The sequence below is a fragment of the Bacillus sp. PS108 genome, assembly GCF_037963335.1.
Lineage (GTDB): Bacteria > Bacillota > Bacilli > Bacillales > Bacillaceae > Bacillus > Bacillus subtilis.
This window is the reverse complement of record NZ_CP150155.1, coordinates 1977020-1996896: the sequence shown is the minus strand read 5'-3', so window position 1 is coordinate 1996896 and position 19877 is coordinate 1977020. Positions and strand designations below refer to the sequence as shown.

Here is a 19877-nt window from a genome sequence, read left to right as displayed (position 1 = left end):
GGAGAGGAACATGGGGAAACCAACTGGATTTATGGAGATCAAACGAGAAAAACCTGCGGAGCGGGACCCTCTCACTCGCTTAAAGGATTGGAAAGAATATTCTGCTCCTTTTTCAGAAGAAGCATCGAAACGGCAAGGGGCGCGGTGTATGGATTGCGGTACACCGTTTTGCCAGATCGGTGCGGACATTAACGGATTTACATCCGGCTGTCCGATTTACAACTTAATTCCTGAATGGAATGATCTTGTCTACCGGGGCAGATGGAAGGAAGCATTGGAACGTCTGTTGAAAACAAACAACTTTCCTGAATTCACAGGGCGGGTATGTCCCGCTCCTTGTGAAGGATCATGCACTTTAGCGATTTCAGACCCGGCCGTATCAATTAAAAACATCGAGCGGACCATTATCGATAAAGGATTTGAGAACGGCTGGATTCAACCTAGAATTCCAAAAAAACGAACAGGCAAAAAAGTGGCCATCGTCGGGTCAGGCCCAGCCGGACTGGCGAGTGCTGACCAGCTGAATCAAGCGGGGCATTCTGTCACTGTTTTTGAGCGCTCAGACAGAGCGGGCGGCCTTTTAACATACGGCATTCCAAACATGAAGCTTGAGAAGGGCATTGTAGAACGCCGAATTAAATTGCTGACGCAAGAGGGAATTGATTTTGTCACGAACACAGAAATCGGTGTTGACATTACAGCTGATGAGCTAAAGGAGCAATTTGATGCTGTGATCCTATGCACAGGCGCTCAAAAACAGCGGGACCTCTTAATTGAAGGACGCGACTCAAAAGGAGTCCATTACGCGATGGACTACCTGACACTTGCAACAAAAAGCTATTTAGATTCTAATTTTAAAGACAAGCAATTCATTGATGCTAAAGGGAAGGATGTCATCGTAATCGGAGGCGGAGATACAGGAGCTGACTGTGTGGCTACTGCTCTGCGTCAAAAAGCCAAAAGCGTGCACCAATTCGGCAAACACCCGAAACTTCCGCCAGCCCGCACGAATGACAATATGTGGCCTGAACAGCCACACGTCTTTACGCTTGAATATGCATACGAGGAAGCAGAAGCAAAATTCGGAAGAGATCCGAGAGAATACTCCATTCAAACGACAAAAATGGTTGCGGATAAAAACGGAAAGCTGAAAGAGCTTCATACCATCCAAATGGAAAAAGTGAAAAATGAGCATGGGAAATACGAGTTCCGCGAGCTGCCTGGAACGGAAAAAGTATGGCCTGCTCAGCTTGTCTTTATCGCTATCGGCTTTGAAGGCACAGAACAGCCGCTGTTGAAACAGTTCGGTGTTGATTCTGTAAATAACAAAATCAGTGCAGCATATGGGGATTATCAAACAAATATCGATGGTGTATTCGCCGCAGGGGATGCAAGAAGAGGCCAAAGCTTAATCGTATGGGCGATTAATGAAGGCCGAGAAGTGGCGCGTGAAGTGGATCGATATTTGATGGGGAGTTCAGTTCTTCCGTAAATAAAGGGGATTATCATATAAGAGAAACCGGTCTGGCTGCCAGCCGGTTTCTTTTTTTATTCCATTACGATCCCGATGTTTCCAAACTGTCTGCCTTCCTGCATTCTTTTATATGCTTCACATGCTTTTTCTAAAGGATATATCCGGTCAATTACAGGCCGCAGCTTATGTTTGTCAATGAAAGCGAGCATAGCTTGAAATTCCTCACCGCTTCCCATCGAGGTTCCCAAAACATTGACCTGAGGAAAGAATAGAGAACGCACCGGAAAACTGAGATTATCCCCTGAGCTTGCCCCAAAGCTGACAATACGGCCATTTGGTTTTACATGGCGGAAGTATTCCGAAAAGAGGGCAGGTCCTATGCTGTCAAGAACAACATCCGCCTTTTTTCCCTGCAACTGCTCATCCCATTTGCTGTAGCTGTCAAATGCGTAATCAGCACCTAATTTCAGCGCCTTTTTTCTTTTCTCCTCACTGCGGGAGGTCACGCTTACTGTTGCCCCAATCGCCTTAGCCATAAATAAAGCGTAGGTTGCCACACCGCTGCCGATGCCGGGTATCAATAGATGCTCGCCTTTTTTTAATTGCCCCTTTGTAAACAGAGCCCGATATGCAGTTAAAGCGGATAAAGGTAAAACGCCCGCTTCTTCCCATGATAAATAAGCAGGTTTTTTGATTGCATTTTGTGAAGGAATGATCACATATTCAGCAAGTGTTCCGTCCGAAGGACCTCCCAGAATCTCAGGTACAGGTGGTACATTCTCTGTCAAATCCCAGTTCAATGTCGGGAAAATGACTACTTCTGTCTGAACAGTAACATTTTTCACGCCTTCACCAATCTCTTCGATGATACCCGCGCCGTCAGAACCCAGTATCATGTGAGGATCTTGTTCAGATTTGTTTTTCATAAGAAACAAGTCACGATGATTCAGGCCTGCAGATTTTAATTTAACCTTTACCTCTCCGTATCCAGGCTTTGTTGATGGAACGTCCTGAACTGATAACCCCAGAAGACCGGCTTTTCCGTTGTGAATTACAGCTTTCATGCTGTCTGCCTCCTCATTGAATTGTATTTTCATATCTTTACATATTTTACATAGCGGTTTTCTTCGAGTAAAATGAACAAATATGATAGCCAATATCACTTTTCATCATAGCAAGCAGGTGAGAGCGCGTGGAAAGCGGAGATTTAAAAATTTTTCAGGCTGTTGCTCGCGAAGGAAGCATAACGAAAGCAGCCCAAATGCTGAATTATGTTCAGTCGAATGTGACAGCCAGAGTGCATAACCTTGAGGAAGATTTGAATATCAGGCTTTTTCATCGAACGAATCGGGGAATGAAGCTGACTGCTGCAGGAGAAAATCTTTTACAATATGCAGATCAAGTATTATCGCTGTTAGACCAAGCTGAAAAATCGACCCGAATGAGCAGGCAACCAAAAGGGCCTTTGCGGATCGGATCACTGGAAACGACGGCGGTAACGCATTTGCCTGAGCATACAGCATCCTTCCTCAGGCGTTTTCCTGAAGTGGATTTATCAGTGAACACAGCTGATACGCATCATTTGATTCAACAGGTTCTTGATCATAAAGTTGATGGCGCTTTTGTATATGGGCCGGTTGAACACGCTGCAGTTAGACAACTCCATGTCTCCCATGATGAATTAGTTTTGATTTCATCACGAGAAGGGACGGCAGAAGACATGCTTCAGCAGCCGATGCTCTTTTTTGGGGCTGGCTGTTCTCATCGTGACAGGGTCAAAAGATTACTAGAGGAAGCAGACATACACAATCAAAAAATCATAGAGTTTGGCACATTGGAGGCTATTATAAAAGGTGTTTCCGCTGGGATGGGTACGGCGCTGCTCCCAAAGTCCGCTGTTGACTGCTCCGTACATCGTACAAATGTATGGATTCATCAATTGCCACCAGCATATCAAGACTTAGAGATCGTCTTTATATACAGGAAAGACTTTTTTATTACGAGTGCGTTTCAGACATTTCTTGATGAGATAAACGAAATGAAAAGATGAAGATAGACGTGCATTAGCAGAATAAAGATTTTGTCAAAGAAGCAGTCATCCTTCTGTCATTTTGGATTGCAATCAGGGATACAGAGCATCAGCAATGCCCGTTGTTATTAAAGATCTGCATGAAAAAACTGTACTCATTTGAAGCGAGTACAGTTTTTTTATTTATTTACGTTTTAAATTAATGCCGATCGCCGCTCCGTTTCTGCTTGAATCAGCTACACCTTTAAAGGTGCCGTTTTCATGGTCGATCGATATGCTTTGCACGTTTCCAATATCCACCGGACTTGTGCCAAATTTGTGGCCCATGCCGTTTAGCTTGCTGAGGACATCTTTAGGAACTCCGTCTTCGTAACGGTAAGAGCTCATGCTGTTTGTATAAATTCTCGGCTCTTCAACAGCTGCTTTTAATTCCATACCATATTCAATGTGGTAGAGAATGGTTTGCAAAACGGATGAAATAATTGTCGCACCGCCAGGAGATCCAACAGTGAGGACAGGCTTGTCATCCTTAAATAAAATCGTCGGGGTCATGCTGCTTAAAGGCCGTTTGTTTGGCTGTACTTCGTTAGCTCCGCCTGGTATCGCATCAAAATCCGTTAATTCATTGTTTAAAATAACACCGTAATCAGGGACCATAATACCCGTTCCGAATAGCTGTTCGATTGTTGTTGTATAAGAAACGACATTTCCCCAACGGTCAGCAACTGTAAAGTGGGTTGTTTGGCCTTCTACTTTGTCTTTCGGCTGTTCAACTTGTTTATAGTTTGCTGATCCTTCTTGGTATTTCCAAGGGTCACCGGCTTTCGGTTTTTTATTCACTTGATCTAGGTTGATTAATTGCTGGCGTTCTTTAATATAATCGGGGTGAAGCAGGCCTTTGAGAGGAACATTTACAAATTCGGGATCACCTGCGTAAGACGCACGGTCGGCATATGACAAATGCATCGTTTCAGCAAGCAGCTGATATTTTTCCCATGAGCGGACATCGTATTGTGAAAGGTTAAAATGATCAAGGATTTTCAGCATTTGCAATAAGAAAATACCGCCGGAGCTTGGAGGAGGAGTAGTAGCGATTTGATAGCCTTGATAATCTCCCCAAATCGGTTCATCAATTGTAATGTCGTAATTTTCTAAATCTTTTTCTGTCATTGATCCGCCGAAATCCTGGACAGTGTCAGAAAGCGTCTTGGCGAATTTTCCTTTATAAAAAGCGTCAGTGCCTTTGGAGCGAATAAGCTTAAATGTTTTAGCCAAATCCTTTTGAATAAGGGTATCTCCTTCTTTAAGCGGTTCGCTATTTGGTAAAAATACATCTTTTGCGGCAGTCCGTGAAAGTTTTTCCTGATATTCAGAAATGGCATCTGCCAACACCGAATCAATCGGAAAGCCTTTTTCAGCGAGTTTAATAGAAGGGGTAATTAATTGCTTCATCGAACGGGTTCCCCATTTATCCAAGGCTTCTTCCAGCCCTTTCAGAGTGCCTGGAACACCAACGGCAGTACCTTTTGTTACACGTTCAGAGAAAGGAATTGCTTTGCCGTTTTCGTCCAGAAACATATCAGGAGTTGCGCCTGCTGGAGCACGCTCACGGCTGTCGATTATCGTTGTATCCTTCGTTTTTCCGTCATACACCATCATAAAACCGCCGCCGCCAATACCTGACATCATCGGCTCTGTTACATTGAGTGCAAATTGAATGGCAACCGCTGCGTCAATAGCATTTCCTCCTTTTTTCAGCACATCAGCACCGATTTCAGAAGCAAGAGGATGTGCGGTCGCAACCATGCCGTCTTTTCCAACATCTACTTGTTTGTACTCATCGTAGCTTTTGGGCGGTTTTTTAGCTTCCACGTGAAAAGGGACACTTCCAGCGACTAACAGAACACTAAGCAGAGCTGTTAAACAGACGTTCCACGTTCTTTTCATGTTCTCCCTCCTATATGAAGCTGTATTGTTACAATCTTAGCGTAAAAAAATTACAGCGTTTTCACAAGTGACAAATGGTATATTATATAGTACATAAAGCCGTTTTTCTGTGCAAAATTGATTATATTGATATGAGCCATGTGCTATATTAGAATCAGCATACGGATTAAGAAGGGACTGCTATATGTATTTAACGATTGAAGAAACAGCAGAATATACAAATCTTTCAGAGGATTATATTAAAAGCTTGGTGCTCGAAGGGAAAATCAGAGCCGTTCATGACGGGGAGCAATTTTTGATTTATAAGGAACAGTTCAAAACGCATCTCGAACAGTTGGAGAATTACAAAGCACTTGTGCAGGAAATATTAAATGAACCGATCCCGGAAGATATTGATGTAAAGGATGAGGATTAGGACACAATTTGAAATTGTGTCTTTTTTTTGTATATTTTTGCGAAAGCTCCAGAAAATTGGGAGTGTCAGATTTCGTTTTAAGAGGTTTTTTGATGATTAGTAGGGAGATAAGTATCCAAGAGGTTAAAAGCTTTATAATAGGCTTTAAAGCTTATTTTATAGGGTGAAGGTTGGAAGAAGCTTTTTTAAAAGCTTATGTAACACTATGTATATTATGTTACATAAATGCCGCCGCACTTTGACATTCAACGTTTTTCAGCTATAATAGTAACATAGACCTCAAAATGTTACATAAGGGTTTTTAAGGAGTTTTTTGATGCATATTGTACAGCCGATTCGCAGTCTAGAGAAAATCCAAGAAGTCAAACAGTATTTGCTTAACAAAAACAAGCGGGATTATTTTCTGTTTATTTTCGGCATCAACAGCGCGCTCCGCATTTCTGATATTCTGCCGCTGCAAGTGAAGGATGTTCAAAATAAAGATCATTTATGGGCGACTGAAAGCAAAACGAAAAAGAAAAGAAAGATTCTTATTTTAGAATCGCTGAAACAGGAAATATACGAGTATACGAAAGACATGAAGGAAAACGAATATCTTTTTAAATCAGTGCGGACCAGGAAGCCGATTTCCCGCATTCAGGCCTACAGAATTTTAAGAGAGGCCGCTGCAGCGTGCGGACTTGAGGAGATAGGGACGCATACACTCCGGAAAACGTTTGGCTATCATTTTTATCAGCGAACGAAAGACATCGCCGAGCTGCAGAGAATACTGAATCATTCATCACCATCAATTACAATGCGGTATATCGGTATTGATGAAGATACGACAAGAGCCGCATATAAGGTTTTTGGAGGGCTTTAATACAAATCGCTTGAAAATATTGATCATCAGAGCTACTATATAAATACCAAAAGCTCTAGTAGCACAGCGGATAGTGCAGCAGTTTCCTAAACTGCAGGTCGGGAGTTCGAATCTCTCCTAGAGCGTTATATTCACAAAAAGACAACAGGCACTTTTCGCCTGTTGTCTTTCTTTATGCAAACCAAATAAAAAACGCCCGCTTATACCGGGCGTTATTCTTATATAACTGCGTCAAATTGATTGACTTTCCATTTTTTATTTTCTTTCACAAATGTCACTTTCCGTTTTGCAGAAGGGGATCCGTCTAATGTAGGGACAGTAAATTCGTATGTGATTGTGCTGCCTTTTTTAGAGATCAGTTTAGCAGTTGATTTTTTCCAATTCAAAAGATTGTCTCCGTCACCGATTGGAACAGCAAGTTTTCCTTTTGAAACAGTGAAATGATAATCTTTAAAGCCTTTTTCGATTGCTGTTTTTGTAAACATAGGAGTTAAATAATTCACCGCTTTTGCTTTAGTGCCTAGATCACTGCACATGTATACATATTGAAGATTTTGATACTCGAATGTGCCTGATGGGCAAACTGCTTTTTTCACCTTCGGATTGTGGCCGCTCATGGTGTTCCAAAAATGTTCTCTAGCGGATAATGCCAACTGTAATGCTTGTTTTTGTGATAAATCGCCTGATGTATTTTTCGCAAATGCATTTGTGCTTAATGACAGAATAAGTGCAATGGTTGTTAGAAATAGAAGACATTTTTTCATTATCGCTCTCTCCTTCAAAATCTCTTTCTCTTATGTTACAAATGTTACAATAATTACGGATAGATTACAATACTTTTGCATAAATTATTTTTTATTCTTTTACTCACAAAAAATACGCCATTACTTGCTAGTTTATTCTTCATAAGCTAAAAAGATGTGTAAAATTAGAAGAATCGGGAAGGGTTTCATAAGTGCAGTGATGAATAATAACATGTTACATATCCTGTTTTTGTCAAAAAATGAGGGCATGTTTAAAAACGATTTCAAATAAAGGAGTCCTTTAATATGGAAACATCACAAGAACCTCTTGTAACTCAAAAGAAAAGCAAACCATCAGTTTGGCGGTCGATGTCACTCTTTTTAGTGCCGCTTCTGCTGAGCAATGTGCTGCAATCAGTCGGCCAGCTAGTCGGGATGATGGCTGTAGGCAGATGGCTCGGTGTTGATGCAGTGGCAGCTGTATCATCCTTTTTCCCGTTATTTTTTCTTTTAATCTCATTTACGATTGGGATCGGTTCAGGAAGTTCGATTCTGATCGGACAAGCTTACGGAGCGAAAAATGAGGAACGGCTAAAGGCTGTTGTCGGGACGACGCTCACGTTTACATTTTTATTAGGCGTTGTGTTAGCCGTCATCGGCAGTATTTTCACCCTGGATATCCTTCGTTTAATGGGAACACCTGAAAATGTCATTCATGTCAGCGCTAACTATGCACGTATTTTATTTTATGCTATGCCGTTTATGTTTTTATATTTTGCATATACTACCTTTTTGCGCGGAACAGGAGATTCCAAGACACCGTTTTATACGCTGATTGTGAGCACGGTTATCAACATCGCGCTTTTGCCTGTTTTAATCCTTGGCATGTTTGGTTTTCCGAAACTGGGCATATACGGCTCGGCATATGCAACTGTCATTTCTACGATTGCGACTTTTCTCGTGTTAATGGTGTATTTACGAAAGCGAAAACACCCGCTGCAATTTGATAAAACAGTGCGTCGTTATTTGAAAATGGATAAGGAACTGCTGGTTCTCCTGCTGCGTCTTGGGGTCCCAGCAAGCATCAATATGATTCTTGTCTCATTATCAGAGATAGCGGTTATTTCATTCGTCAATCATTACGGCTCTAATGCAACAGCTGCATACGGAGTGGTCAACCAGGTGGCCAGCTATGTACAGATGCCGGCCGTCAGCCTTGGTATTGCGGTTTCTATTTTCGCTGCGCAATCGATCGGAGCGAACGAGTTTGACCGCTTAAAGCAGGTCATTCGCGTGGGGATTTGGCTGAATTATATCATTGGCGGCGTACTGATCATTCTGATCTATGTTTTTTCACACCAGATTTTATCGTTATTTTTAACCGAGCAAGAGACGCTTTACATTGCGCACCGTCTTTTGATGATTACATTGTGGAGCTATTTGCTGTTTGGAAATGCCCAAATTATTTCTGCAACGATGCGGGCAAGCGGAACAGTTTTATGGCCGACCGTCATCAGTATTTTTGCAATCTGGGGAGTAGAGGTGCCTGTCGCTTTCGTCCTTTCTCACTATACAAAGCTTGAAATACTCGGCGTCTGGGTTGGTTATCCAGCTGCGTTTGCCGTCAGCTTGCTGTTGATTTATGGGTATTATCAATTCGTCTGGAAAAAGAAACAAATCACCCGTCTCATCCAATAGCCTCCGAATCACACCGTTCATAAGTTTGAACGGTGTTTTTTTATTTGATAGGGGAAAATATAAAATGGAGGAAATATGGTACAGTACATTGAATTCTTATACTAGCAATGAATCAAGGAGAGGTTGAGTAAACATGGCAAACTTTATTGAGAAAATCACGTATTTGGGAACACCGGCCATCAAAGCGGGCAACGAACATCTAGAAATGATTGTTGTCCCTGAGTGGGGGAGCAACGTCATTTCTCTCGTGGACAAAACAACAAATGTCCAGCTTTTGCGTGAACCGGAAACAGCAAAAAGTTTTCACGATACACCAACATTGTATGGCATTCCAATCCTGTTCCCACCTAACCGCATAAGTGACGGTACATTCAGTTTCCGGGGCAGAACGTATCATTTTGATATCAACGAGAAGGATAAACACAACCATCTTCATGGGTTTCTTTACCATGAAAAGTGGAACGTAGTGACCGCGAAGAAAACTGATGAAGAAGTGATTGTTGAAACAGAAATTGATCTTTCTGAGCTCCCCCATGTGTATAAGCAATTTCCTCACCATGCCGTCGTTCGGATGACATACACGGTAAAGGGGAATACTCTATATAAACATGCGACAGTCATGAACAAAGGAAAGGAAGCGTTTCCTTGGGGAATTGGTTATCATACTACATTTGTGTTTCCGGCAGAAAGCTCGTTATTCTCCCTGACAGCAGATCAGCAATGGGAGTTGGATGAACGCCTGCTGCCGACCGGGAAACTGATGGATGTACCGATTAAAGAAGCTTTGCATGAAGGAATGGATTTGCGCCACAAGCAGCTGGATGATGTCTTTTTATCTTCCTATCAGAAGAGGGGCGGAGAAAACCAGGCAGTCATTTATCATCAGCATGCACATATCAGCATTATTTATAAGGCAGATGAACAGTTTAAACATTGGGTTGTATACAATGCGGACGGAAAACAAGGGTATTTATGCCCTGAACCTTACACATGGGTGACAAACGCTGTGAATCTTGATTTACCTTCGTCACTCACTGGTTTACAAGTGCTGGAGCCGGGAGAAGAAACGACAGCTAAAAGCAGTATCACCATTGAACTGAATCATCAATAGCCAATGATGAAGCGCAGAGAGGCGGGGAAATTAATGAAAAAAAGCATAAAGCTTTATGTTGCTGTTTTACTGCTTTTCGTCGTTGCTTCGGTGCCTTATATGCATCAGGCTGCGCTTGCCGCTGAAAAACAAGATGCACTTTCCGGGCAGATCGATAAGATTTTAGCTGATCATCCTGCCCTCGAAGGCGCAATGGCCGGCATCACCGTTCGCTCTGCGGAAACAGGTGCTGTTCTATATGAACATTCAGGAGAAACCCGAATGAGGCCTGCCTCTTCTCTAAAGCTTTTGACAGCGGCCGCGGCACTTTCTGTCCTTGGCGAGAACTATTCTTTTACAACCGAGGTCCGGACGGATGGAACACTGAAAGGGAAAAAGCTGAATGGTAACCTTTATTTGAAAGGGAAAGGCGATCCGACACTTTTACCATCTGATTTTGACAAAATGGCTGAGAAATTGAAACATTCCGGCGTAAAAGTAATTAAAGGCAATCTGATCGGTGATGATACGTGGCATGATGACATGCGATTATCACCTGATATGCCTTGGAGCGATGAATACACATATTATGGCGCGCCAATCTCCGCTCTAACAGCGTCTCCGAATGAAGACTATGATGCAGGCACTGTGATTGTTGAGGTCACCCCAAATCAAAAAGAAGGGGAAGAGCCTGCCGTGTCTGTCTCTCCGAAAACCGATTATATAACGATAAAGAACGATGCTGAAACGACTGCTGCCGGTTCAGAAAAAGACCTCACAATCGAAAGAGAGCATGGAACAAACACGATTACAATTGAAGGGAGCGTACCGGTTGACGCAAAAAAGACAAAGGAATGGATTTCTGTCTGGGAGCCTGCCGGATATGCCTTAGATTTATTTAAGCAGTCACTAAAAAAACAAGGTATTACTGTGAAAGGGGACATCAAGACGGGTGAAGCACCTAGTTCTTCAGATGTGCTGCTCTCTCATCGCTCAATGCCTTTATCGAAACTTTTTGTGCCGTTCATGAAATTAAGTAATAACGGACATGCCGAAGTGCTCGTAAAAGAGATGGGGAAAGTGAAAAAAGGAGAAGGGAGCTGGGAAAAGGGGCTCGAAGTGTTAAACAGTACGCTTCCGGAATTTGGTGTTGATTCTAAATCACTCGTCTTAAGGGACGGATCAGGAATCTCACATATTGATGCTGTATCCTCAGATCAACTTTCACAGCTGTTATATGACATTCAGGATCAGAGTTGGTTCTCGGCTTATCTAAATTCTTTACCTGTTGCGGGCAATCCTGACAGAATGGTGGGCGGAACGCTGAGAAACCGCATGAAAGACACTCCTGCACAAGGAAAAGTAAGAGCAAAAACCGGATCGCTCAGTACGGTAAGCTCTCTATCGGGGTACGCAGAAACAAAGAGCGGAAAAAAACTTGTTTTCTCTATTCTTCTAAATGGATTGATTGATGAAGAGGATGGAAAAGATATTGAGGATCAAATCGCTGTCATTTTGGCAAATCAATAATAGCGGCAGACCTGTTTTCCAAGAGAAAACAGGTTTTTTTATGTCTGTAATAACGCTTTGTCGAACCTTCCAACAATTAGAAGAATGATGCACAAAAGAAAATTAGTCCGATTAAAAAGTAGTGTATAAGACCTTATGTAAAACAATACTTTTATCACTTTATATCCGGAAATTTGATAAAAAAAGAAACGAAAAATAAAGAAATAATACTATATTCAAAAAAATGTTATAAAAATTTAATGTTTTTTATTGTACTTTAAAAAATATCCGTTAATATAGTGCATATATGGATTATATAGTCATATAATTTCTTTTATTGTCATTTTTCTGCTTTTTTCTACATTTTCTTATCCTCTTATTATGAGAACTGGAGGGAATCCGTTGAGCGAACATACTTATTCTTTAACCCATGCCCAAAGGAGAGTGTGGTTTACCGAACTGCTGGAGCCAGATACCAGCATTTGCAATCTCACAGCCTGTGTGAAATTTAAAGGCAATATTGAGCTTGATACTCTGGAGGGAGCACTGAATCATTCCATCTCCCGCAACGACGCCATTAGATTTCAGCTGTTAGAAGGAGAAGAGCTTGAGCCGCGATTGCACCTTACTGAATATAAATATTATCCACTTAGAATAATTGATTTTTCAAATGTTGAAATGATAGAAATAGAGCAATGGATTCAGGATCAAGCGAGCATTCCATTTAAACTGTTCAACTCGCCTCTTTATCAATTTTACCTCCTTAGAATTGACTCTCATGAAGTTTGGCTATTTGCGAAATTCCATCATATCATAATGGATGGAATCTCTTTAAATGTGATGGGAAATCAAATTATAGATCTTTATCAAAAAATGAAAAAGAAAGATCCTTTACCTGATCAGCCGGAACCTTCTTACTTGAGCTACATCGAAAAAGAGAGTCAATATCTACAATCTCCACGGTTTGCAAAGGACCGTTTATTTTGGACACAAACCTTTGAGCACCCGTTGGAATACCACTCGTTAGCCGACCAGACGTCCTTACAAAAACAGAGCACATCTGCATCCAGAGACACCATCATTCTTTCACCTGATCTAGAGCAAACGATTCGAATCTTCTGCGAAGAACACAAGATCAATATCATATCCTTATTTATGGCTTCATTTTACATATGCATCAGCCGAATCACTTCTAAAAAAGATCTTGCCATTGGCACCTACTATGGCAACAGAGGGTCTAAGGCTGAAAAAGAAATGCTCGGCATGTTCGTTAGTTCTCTTCCAATCAGAATAACGGTTGATCCTGACACAGATTTTCTTTCCTTTGTCCGCACAATAGGCAGGGAACAGCTTTCTGTTATGCGTCATCAACGGTTTCCTTATAATTTGCTTGTAAATGAATTAAGAAATGAACAGAAGGATTTACACAACCTTATCGGTATATCTATGCAGTATCAGCCACTTCAGTGGCATAATGCAGACGATTTTGACTATGAAACAGCGCTTTATTTCAGCGGATACACCGCGAATGAGCTTTCAGTTCAAATACAAGAACGGATAGACAATGGAACCATTCAATTAAATTTCGACTATCAAAATACCTTGTTTTCTCTTGAGGATATTAAACGAATACAATCTCATCTGCTTACCATACTGGAAAACGCCCTTAAACATCCGCACAGCTTTATAAGAGAATTAGATATGACGAATACAAGAGAAAAGCAAAAATTGTTGTATGAGTTTAACAAGACGGAAGCTGTTTCGCCTAAAGCTTTCACCCTGCATGGGCTGTTTGAGCGACAGGCGGCAGTCACACCGGAGCGGCTGGCCGTTCGCTTTTCAGGCGGTTCGCTGACATACGCTGAGCTTGATATGTACGCCAGCCGGCTGGCTGCGCACCTTGCGGCACGCGGCGTCACAAACGAAAGTATCGTCGGTGTCCTGTCTGAACGCTCACCTGACATGCTGATCGCTGTCCTTGCTGTCTTGAAGGCCGGCGGGGCGTATTTGCCGCTTGATCCTGCGTATCCAAAGGAGCGGCTGAGCTACATGCTGAAAGACAGCGGGGCATCGCTCTTGCTGACACAGCCGGGATGCTCCGCACCAAACTTTTCTGGCGAAACGCTTGAAGTGGACATGACATCTCTTGCAGGCGAAAAAGCAGAAAACCATGAGTTTACTCCTGCTGACGGCGGTTCTCTCGCCTATGTCATCTATACATCGGGCTCTACCGGGCAGCCGAAAGGAGTGGCCGTTGAGCACCGCCAGGCTGTTTCCTTTCTGACCGGCATGCAGCACCAGTTTCCGCTTTCGGAAGATGACATTGTCATGGTGAAAACCTCTTTTTCCTTTGATGCGTCTGTGTGGCAGCTGTTTTGGTGGTCGCTTTCCGGTGCTTCGGCGTATCTGCTTCCGCCCGGCTGGGAAAAAGACCCCGCGTTGATCGTACAAGCCATTCATCAGGAAAAAGTGACAACGGCTCATTTTATTCCGGCTATGCTGAACAGCTTTCTCGATCAAGCGGAAATGTTAGCGCTCGGTGACGGGACAAGCCTGAAGCGTGTATTCGCCGGAGGTGAACCGCTTGCGCCGCGTACGGCAGCCCGTTTTGCTTCTATCTTGCCGCAGGTATCATTAATCCATGGTTACGGGCCGACAGAAGCAACGGTAGACGCGGCATTTTACGTGTTGGACCCAGAACGGGACAGGGACCGTTTGCGGATTCCGATTGGGAAGCCCGTACCCGGTGCGCGTTTGTATGTTTTAGATCCACATTTAGCCGTACAGCCTTCTGGTGTCGCCGGCGAACTGTACATTGCCGGAGCGGGTGTTGCCAGAGGTTATTTGAATCGGCCGGCATTAACGGAGGAGCGTTTTCTTAAGGACCCGTTTTACCCGGGTGAACGCATGTACAAAACCGGGGATGTGGCGCGCTGGCTCCCTGACGGGAATATTGAATTCCTCGGGCGCACGGATGATCAGGTGAAAATCCGCGGCTACCGGATTGAACCGGGAGAAATTGAAGCGGCACTAAGAAGCATAGAAGGCGTAAGGGAGGCGGCTGTTACCGTACGGACAGACAGCGGCGAGCCGGAATTATGCGCTTATGTAGAAGGGCTCGAAAGAAACGAAGTCCGAGCGCAGCTTGAAAGACTGTTGCCGGGCTACATGGTCCCAGCCTATATGATAGAGATGGAACAGTGGCCGGTTACACCAAGCGGAAAGCTCGACCGAAACGCCCTGCCAGCTCTTAACGGAGCGGCAGATGCGGAGACCTACACGGCGCCGAGAAACGTGACTGAGATGAAGCTTTCTCAGCTGTGGGAGGACGTACTGAAAAATGGCCCTGTCGGGATTCACGACAACTTTTTTGACCGCGGGGGACATTCCTTAAAAGCAACGGCGCTTGTCTCACGGATCGCCAAAGAATTCGATGTACAGGTGCCGCTAAAAGATGTGTTTGCCCATCCGACAGTAGAAGGGCTGGCTACCGTTATCCGTGAAGGAACGGACAGTCCATATGAAGCGATTAAGCCCGCTGAAAAACAGGAAACCTATCCGGTTTCCTCTGCCCAAAAGCGGATTTATGTCCTTCAGCAGCTGGAGGACGGAGGGACAGGCTACAATATGCCGGCTGTGTTAGAGCTCGAAGGGAAGCTCAACCCTGAAAGGATGGACAGAGCTTTCAAAGAGCTGATCAAGCGCCACGAGTCGCTTCGTACCTCCTTCGAACAGGACGCAGGAGGCGATCCGGTGCAGCGCATCCATGACGAGGTGCCGTTTACGTTACAGACTACAGTTCTCGGCGAACGAACCGAACAGGAGGCCGCAGCCGCATTTATCAAACCGTTTGATCTCAGCCAAGCGCCGCTGTTCCGTGCCCAAATCGTAAAGGTATCAGATGAGCGGCACCTGTTGCTGGTCGATATGCATCACATCATTTCAGACGGTGTTTCCGTCAACATTCTGATTCGGGAATTCGGCGAGCTGTACAATAATCGGAATCTTCCGGCGCTGCGCATTCAATATAAAGATTATGCCGTATGGCAAGAAGGATTCAAAACAGGAGACACGTACAAAACGCAAGAGGCGTACTGGCTGAAGCAGCTCGAGGGCGAGCTGCCTGTGCTGGATCTCCCCGCTGATCATGCCCGCCCGCCGGTGCGAAGCTTCGCGGGTGACAAGGTCTCATTTACGCTGGATCAAGAGGTTGCATCAGGCCTTCACAAGCTGGCACGAGAAAACGGAAGCACACTCTACATGGTGCTCCTTGCGGCTTACACCGCGTTCTTGTCACGCTTAAGCGGACAGGAAGATATCATCGTCGGCTCGCCAATCGCCGGCCGACCGCACAAGGATCTTGAGCCGATACTCGGCATGTTTGTGAACACGCTGGCGCTTCGGACGCGCCCGGAGGGCGGGAAGCCATTCGTACAGTATTTGCAGGAAGTGCGTGAGATAGCATTGGAAGCCTTTGAGCACCAAGATTACCCGTTCGAAGAGCTTGTCGATAAGCTTGAATTGACACGAGATATGAGCCGGAACCCAGTGTTTGATGCGATGTTTATCCTTCAAAATGTGGAAAAACAAGACATAGATCTGAGAGAAATAAAAGTCCGGCCTGCCAATTTCGCACATCACATTTCTTTATTTGATATCACATTAATAGCTACGGAAATAAGTGGATCTATTTGCTGCGAAATGGAATTTAGTACAGAAGTATTCCTAAAAGCTACGATTGAACGGTGGGCTGATCATTTTATCGAATTTCTGCATGCGGCACTTTCAACCCCTGAAACAAGCCTTGCACAATTAAACATACTTAGTGATAAAGAAAAACAAAAAATAGTCTTTGAATTTAACAAAACTCAGGTTGAATTTGCTCGAAAAGATGTTCCTTTTCATCGCATATTTGAAGCGAAAGCTGAAGAAATTCCAGAACATATAGCTGTTATTGATAACGAAACAGAGATTAGCTATCGCCTTCTAAATGAAAGAGCCAATAGTCTGGCACGAACATTGCAAAACAGAAAAGGACCGAAGCCAACTGTGGCTGTTTTAGCCAAGCGGTCCATTGATGCAATTGTTGGGGTGCTGGCAGTGATGAAAGCTGGCGGAGTGTATATCCCAATCGATTCACATTATCCAAAAGCCCGTATTGAATACATTCTTCGTGATAGCGGGGCAGATATTCTTCTTTTACAGAGAGAGTTGAAGCATTTGATTTCGAACTCGCCTGAATCTAAAATGTCTCACATCTTCCTTGACGATGAGGGCTCTTTTGAAGAAAGTAACTGCAACCTTAACTTATCTCCTGCTCCTGAAGAGCCGGTATATATCATTTATACGTCAGGAACGACGGGTGCGCCTAAAGGTGTTATTGTCACCTATCAGAACTTTACTCATGCTGCTCTTGCTTGGCGTCAAATTTATGAACTGGATCGGAAGCCTGTCAGACTGCTTCAAATCGCGAGCTTTTCATTCGATGTCTTTTCAGGAGATTTGGCGAGATCATTGACAAATGGCGGGACGCTAATCGTTTGTTCAGATGAAAAGAGGCTGGAACCTGCTGAAATATATAAAATCTTGAACTCTCAGAGAATCACGGTGATGGAGTCGACACCGGCTCTCATTATCCCGGTGATGGAGTATGTATACCGTAACCAATTCAAGCTTCCTGACTTAGACATACTGATTCTTGGTTCCGACATGGTGAAAGCTCAAGATTTCAAAACATTGACAGATCGCTTTGGCCAAAGCATGCGCATCATTAATAGCTATGGTGTCACAGAGGCAACCATTGATTCGAGTTTCTATGAAACCAGTATGGGTGGAGAGTGTACGGGAGATAACGTACCAATCGGCAGCCCGCTGCCGAATGTACACATGTACGTACTCAGCCAGACTGATCAAATTCAGCCGATTGGTGTTGCCGGCGAGCTGTGCATCGGCGGGGCAGGTGTTGCGAAAGGCTATCATCATAAACCTGACTTAACGCAAATGAAATTTACAGAAAATCCATTTGTCTCTGGAGAAAGGCTGTACAGAACCGGTGATCGAGCATGCTGGCTTCCAAACGGAACGATCCAGCTTCTTGGCCGAATGGATTATCAAGTAAAGATAAATGGATACAGAATTGAAACAGAAGAAATTGAAAGTGTTCTGCTTCAAACGGGGCTTGTCAGAGAAGCTGCTGTTGCCGTTCAGCATGATAAAAATGGACAGGCTGGTTTGGCAGCATATATTGTGCCTTCAGACGTCAATACGAATGCTCTCCGTGCTGCTTTAACAAAGGAACTGCCAGCGTATATGATTCCTGCATATCTGATTCCTTTAGAAAACATGCCGCTAACCCTAAACGGAAAGCTGGACAGAAATGCCTTGCCGGCTCCAAATAATGTGTTATCGCGTCCATATACCGCACCAGTTAACGACATACAAAAAACGATGGCGTATATATGGGAAGATGTACTGAGCATGTCACGAGTCGGCATTCACGATTCCTTTTTTGAGCTTGGTGGAGACTCAATTAAAGCATTACAAGTGGCAGCACGTCTGGCAGCTGAAGGCTGGAGCATGACAATACGCGACTTATTCCGTTATTCAACGATTCAGGAACTATGCGGACATATCACACCATTGGCATCTCAAGCGGACCAGGGACCTGCGGAAGGTGAAGCTGAACTCACCCCGATTCAGCGAAGATTTTTCGGACAGGTACATGCTTTTCACTATCATTACAACCAGTCCGTCATGCTTTTCAGTGAAAAAGGATTCAATGCTAACGCGCTTCATCTAGCGCTGCGTAAAATAACCGAGCATCATGATGGCATTCGCATGATTTTCCAACGTGACCAAAACGGCCATGTCATTCAGTTTAATCGCGGAATCAATCACAAGGATCATGAACTGTTTGGCCTTTATATTTCAGATTGGACAAAAGCATCGCTGGAAAGGACTCACCTTGATGAAAAACTTGCCGCTGAGGAAACCGTCATTCAAAGCAAAATGAATGTAGAAAAAGGGCCTTTGCTGCAAGCATGTTTGTTTAAAACGGCAGAAGGGGATCATTTGCTGATTGCACTTCATCATCTTGTGATAGATGGCGTTTCTTGGAGAATTCTGCTTGAAGATTTAGCTGCTGCATATCAACAGGCTTTAGAAAAGAAAGAAATCCAATTACCGCCAAAAACGGATTCTTATTTATCCTACGCCGATGGTCTTACCCAAATAGCTGAAAGTAACCAATTGCTTTCAGAGAAAACGTATTGGCAAACGATTTTAGACGCTCACACTGCTTTTCTTCCTAAGGACATAGAAAATGTGCCAGACAGACTCCAAATGAATAGCGACGCAGCAGCGTTTGTACTATCCGGGGACTGGACTGAAAAATTGCTGTTTGAAACCCAGCAAGCCTATGGTACTGATGCCAACGAACTTTTGCTTACGGCTTTAGGAATGGCGCTTTCTGAATGGACAGGGCATGACCAAATCGTGATCAGCACTGAGGGACACGGTAGAGAAGGGCATGTGCCAAACATTGATATTTCAAGGACAGTTGGATGGTTTACTTCCATTTATCCTATTCTGCTAGACATGGGTATTCCCGAGCCTTTCGAGGATCAGCTCGCATACCGAATTAAGACGACAAAAGATATGCTGAGAAGAGTACCGAACAAAGGAACTGGATACGGATTGTTAACACACATAGGAGAACTGCGGCATAAAGAGCCTGAGGTCAGCTTTAATTATCTCGGTCAATTTAGCGAAGAGAAGGAAGTTGAAACGTTTCAATTATCATATTACCAGCCCCGTTACGAAATAGCGGGTGAGAGAGAACGAGAGTATGAGCTGGACATCAACGCTCTCATTACGGACGGACAGCTTCAAGTAAAAGCGGTATACACCCAGGTGTTCAGCAAACACTCAATTGAGTGCTTTATGGATCGTTTTCACAGGCATCTTATCGAGACGATTGAGCATTGTTCGCAGAAAAAAGCACGCGAAAAAACATTGAGCGATTTCAGCAATAAGGAATTAACGTTGTCTGCATTATCTAGCATCGAAGATCTCGTGAAAGATCTTTAACTTTTGAAAAGGTGTGTGGAAT

11 protein-coding genes and 1 tRNA gene are annotated in these 19877 nt (G+C 43.7%); 9 read left to right on the top strand and 3 right to left on the bottom strand.

The window, feature by feature from the left end; translation table 11 throughout:
• Positions 1–10: 10 nt before the first annotated feature.
• Positions 11–1492 carry a glutamate synthase small subunit gene (gene gltD / locus NSQ16_RS09955; protein ID WP_014479972.1) on the top strand — a complete coding sequence of 494 codons (1482 nt, stop codon included), beginning with the start codon at positions 11–13 and terminating at the stop codon, positions 1490–1492.
• A 56-nt stretch (positions 1493–1548) separates the two neighbouring features.
• On the opposite strand, the gene NSQ16_RS09950 is transcribed toward gltD, so the two are convergent.
• On the bottom strand, positions 1549–2538 hold the full coding sequence (locus NSQ16_RS09950) for a zinc-binding dehydrogenase (protein WP_230488177.1): 990 nt from the start codon (positions 2536–2538) through the stop codon (positions 1549–1551).
• Between the two features lie 128 nt (positions 2539–2666).
• On the opposite strand from NSQ16_RS09950, the gene yofA reads away from it, so the two are divergent.
• Positions 2667–3524 (top strand): LysR family transcriptional regulator YofA, encoded by an 858-nt coding sequence (gene yofA / locus NSQ16_RS09945; RefSeq protein WP_230488176.1) that lies wholly within the window; start codon positions 2667–2669, stop codon positions 3522–3524.
• Between the two features lie 162 nt (positions 3525–3686).
• Here yofA and ggt read toward each other — a convergent pair whose 3' ends face one another.
• Complete coding sequence (ggt, locus tag NSQ16_RS09940; protein ID WP_230488175.1) at positions 3687–5450, bottom strand: gamma-glutamyltransferase; 1764 nt, start codon at positions 5448–5450, stop codon at positions 3687–3689.
• A gap of 184 nt (positions 5451–5634) precedes the next feature.
• Here ggt and NSQ16_RS09935 point away from each other — a divergent pair, with 184 nt between their 5' ends.
• From NSQ16_RS09935 to NSQ16_RS09925, 3 genes are all read left to right on the top strand, one after another.
• Entirely contained in the window at positions 5635–5865 is a 231-nt protein-coding gene (locus tag NSQ16_RS09935; RefSeq protein ID WP_003231472.1) for an excisionase family DNA-binding protein, read from the top strand.
• A 316-nt stretch (positions 5866–6181) separates the two neighbouring features.
• Positions 6182–6727, top strand: coding sequence for a site-specific integrase (locus NSQ16_RS09930; protein ID WP_003231473.1), 546 nt, complete (start codon positions 6182–6184; stop codon positions 6725–6727).
• A gap of 52 nt (positions 6728–6779) precedes the next feature.
• Positions 6780–6852: transfer RNA gene (locus NSQ16_RS09925), tRNA-Arg, on the top strand.
• A 93-nt stretch (positions 6853–6945) separates the two neighbouring features.
• On the opposite strand, the gene iseA is transcribed toward NSQ16_RS09925, so the two are convergent.
• The gene (gene iseA / locus NSQ16_RS09920; RefSeq protein ID WP_230488174.1) at positions 6946–7491 is read right to left on the bottom strand and encodes an IseA DL-endopeptidase inhibitor family protein; all 546 of its coding nucleotides are present in this window, start codon (positions 7489–7491) and stop codon (positions 6946–6948) included.
• 285 nt (positions 7492–7776) lie between these two features.
• Here iseA and NSQ16_RS09915 point away from each other — a divergent pair, with 285 nt between their 5' ends.
• The 4 genes from NSQ16_RS09915 (at position 7777) to ppsA (ending at position 19855) form a co-directional block, all read left to right on the top strand.
• On the top strand, positions 7777–9168 hold the full coding sequence (locus NSQ16_RS09915; RefSeq protein WP_004399508.1) for an MATE family efflux transporter: 1392 nt from the start codon (positions 7777–7779) through the stop codon (positions 9166–9168).
• Between the two features lie 133 nt (positions 9169–9301).
• Positions 9302–10279, top strand: coding sequence for an aldose 1-epimerase (gene galM / locus NSQ16_RS09910; protein WP_230488173.1), 978 nt, complete (start codon positions 9302–9304; stop codon positions 10277–10279).
• Positions 10280–10312: 33 nt separating this feature from the next.
• Complete coding sequence (dacB, locus tag NSQ16_RS09905) at positions 10313–11788, top strand: D-alanyl-D-alanine carboxypeptidase/D-alanyl-D-alanine-endopeptidase (RefSeq protein ID WP_230488172.1); 1476 nt, start codon at positions 10313–10315, stop codon at positions 11786–11788.
• 381 nt (positions 11789–12169) lie between these two features.
• Positions 12170–19855, top strand: a complete 7686-nt coding sequence (gene ppsA / locus NSQ16_RS09900) for a plipastatin non-ribosomal peptide synthetase PpsA (protein WP_230488171.1) — start codon at positions 12170–12172, stop codon at positions 19853–19855.
• Positions 19856–19877: the final 22 nt, after the last annotated feature.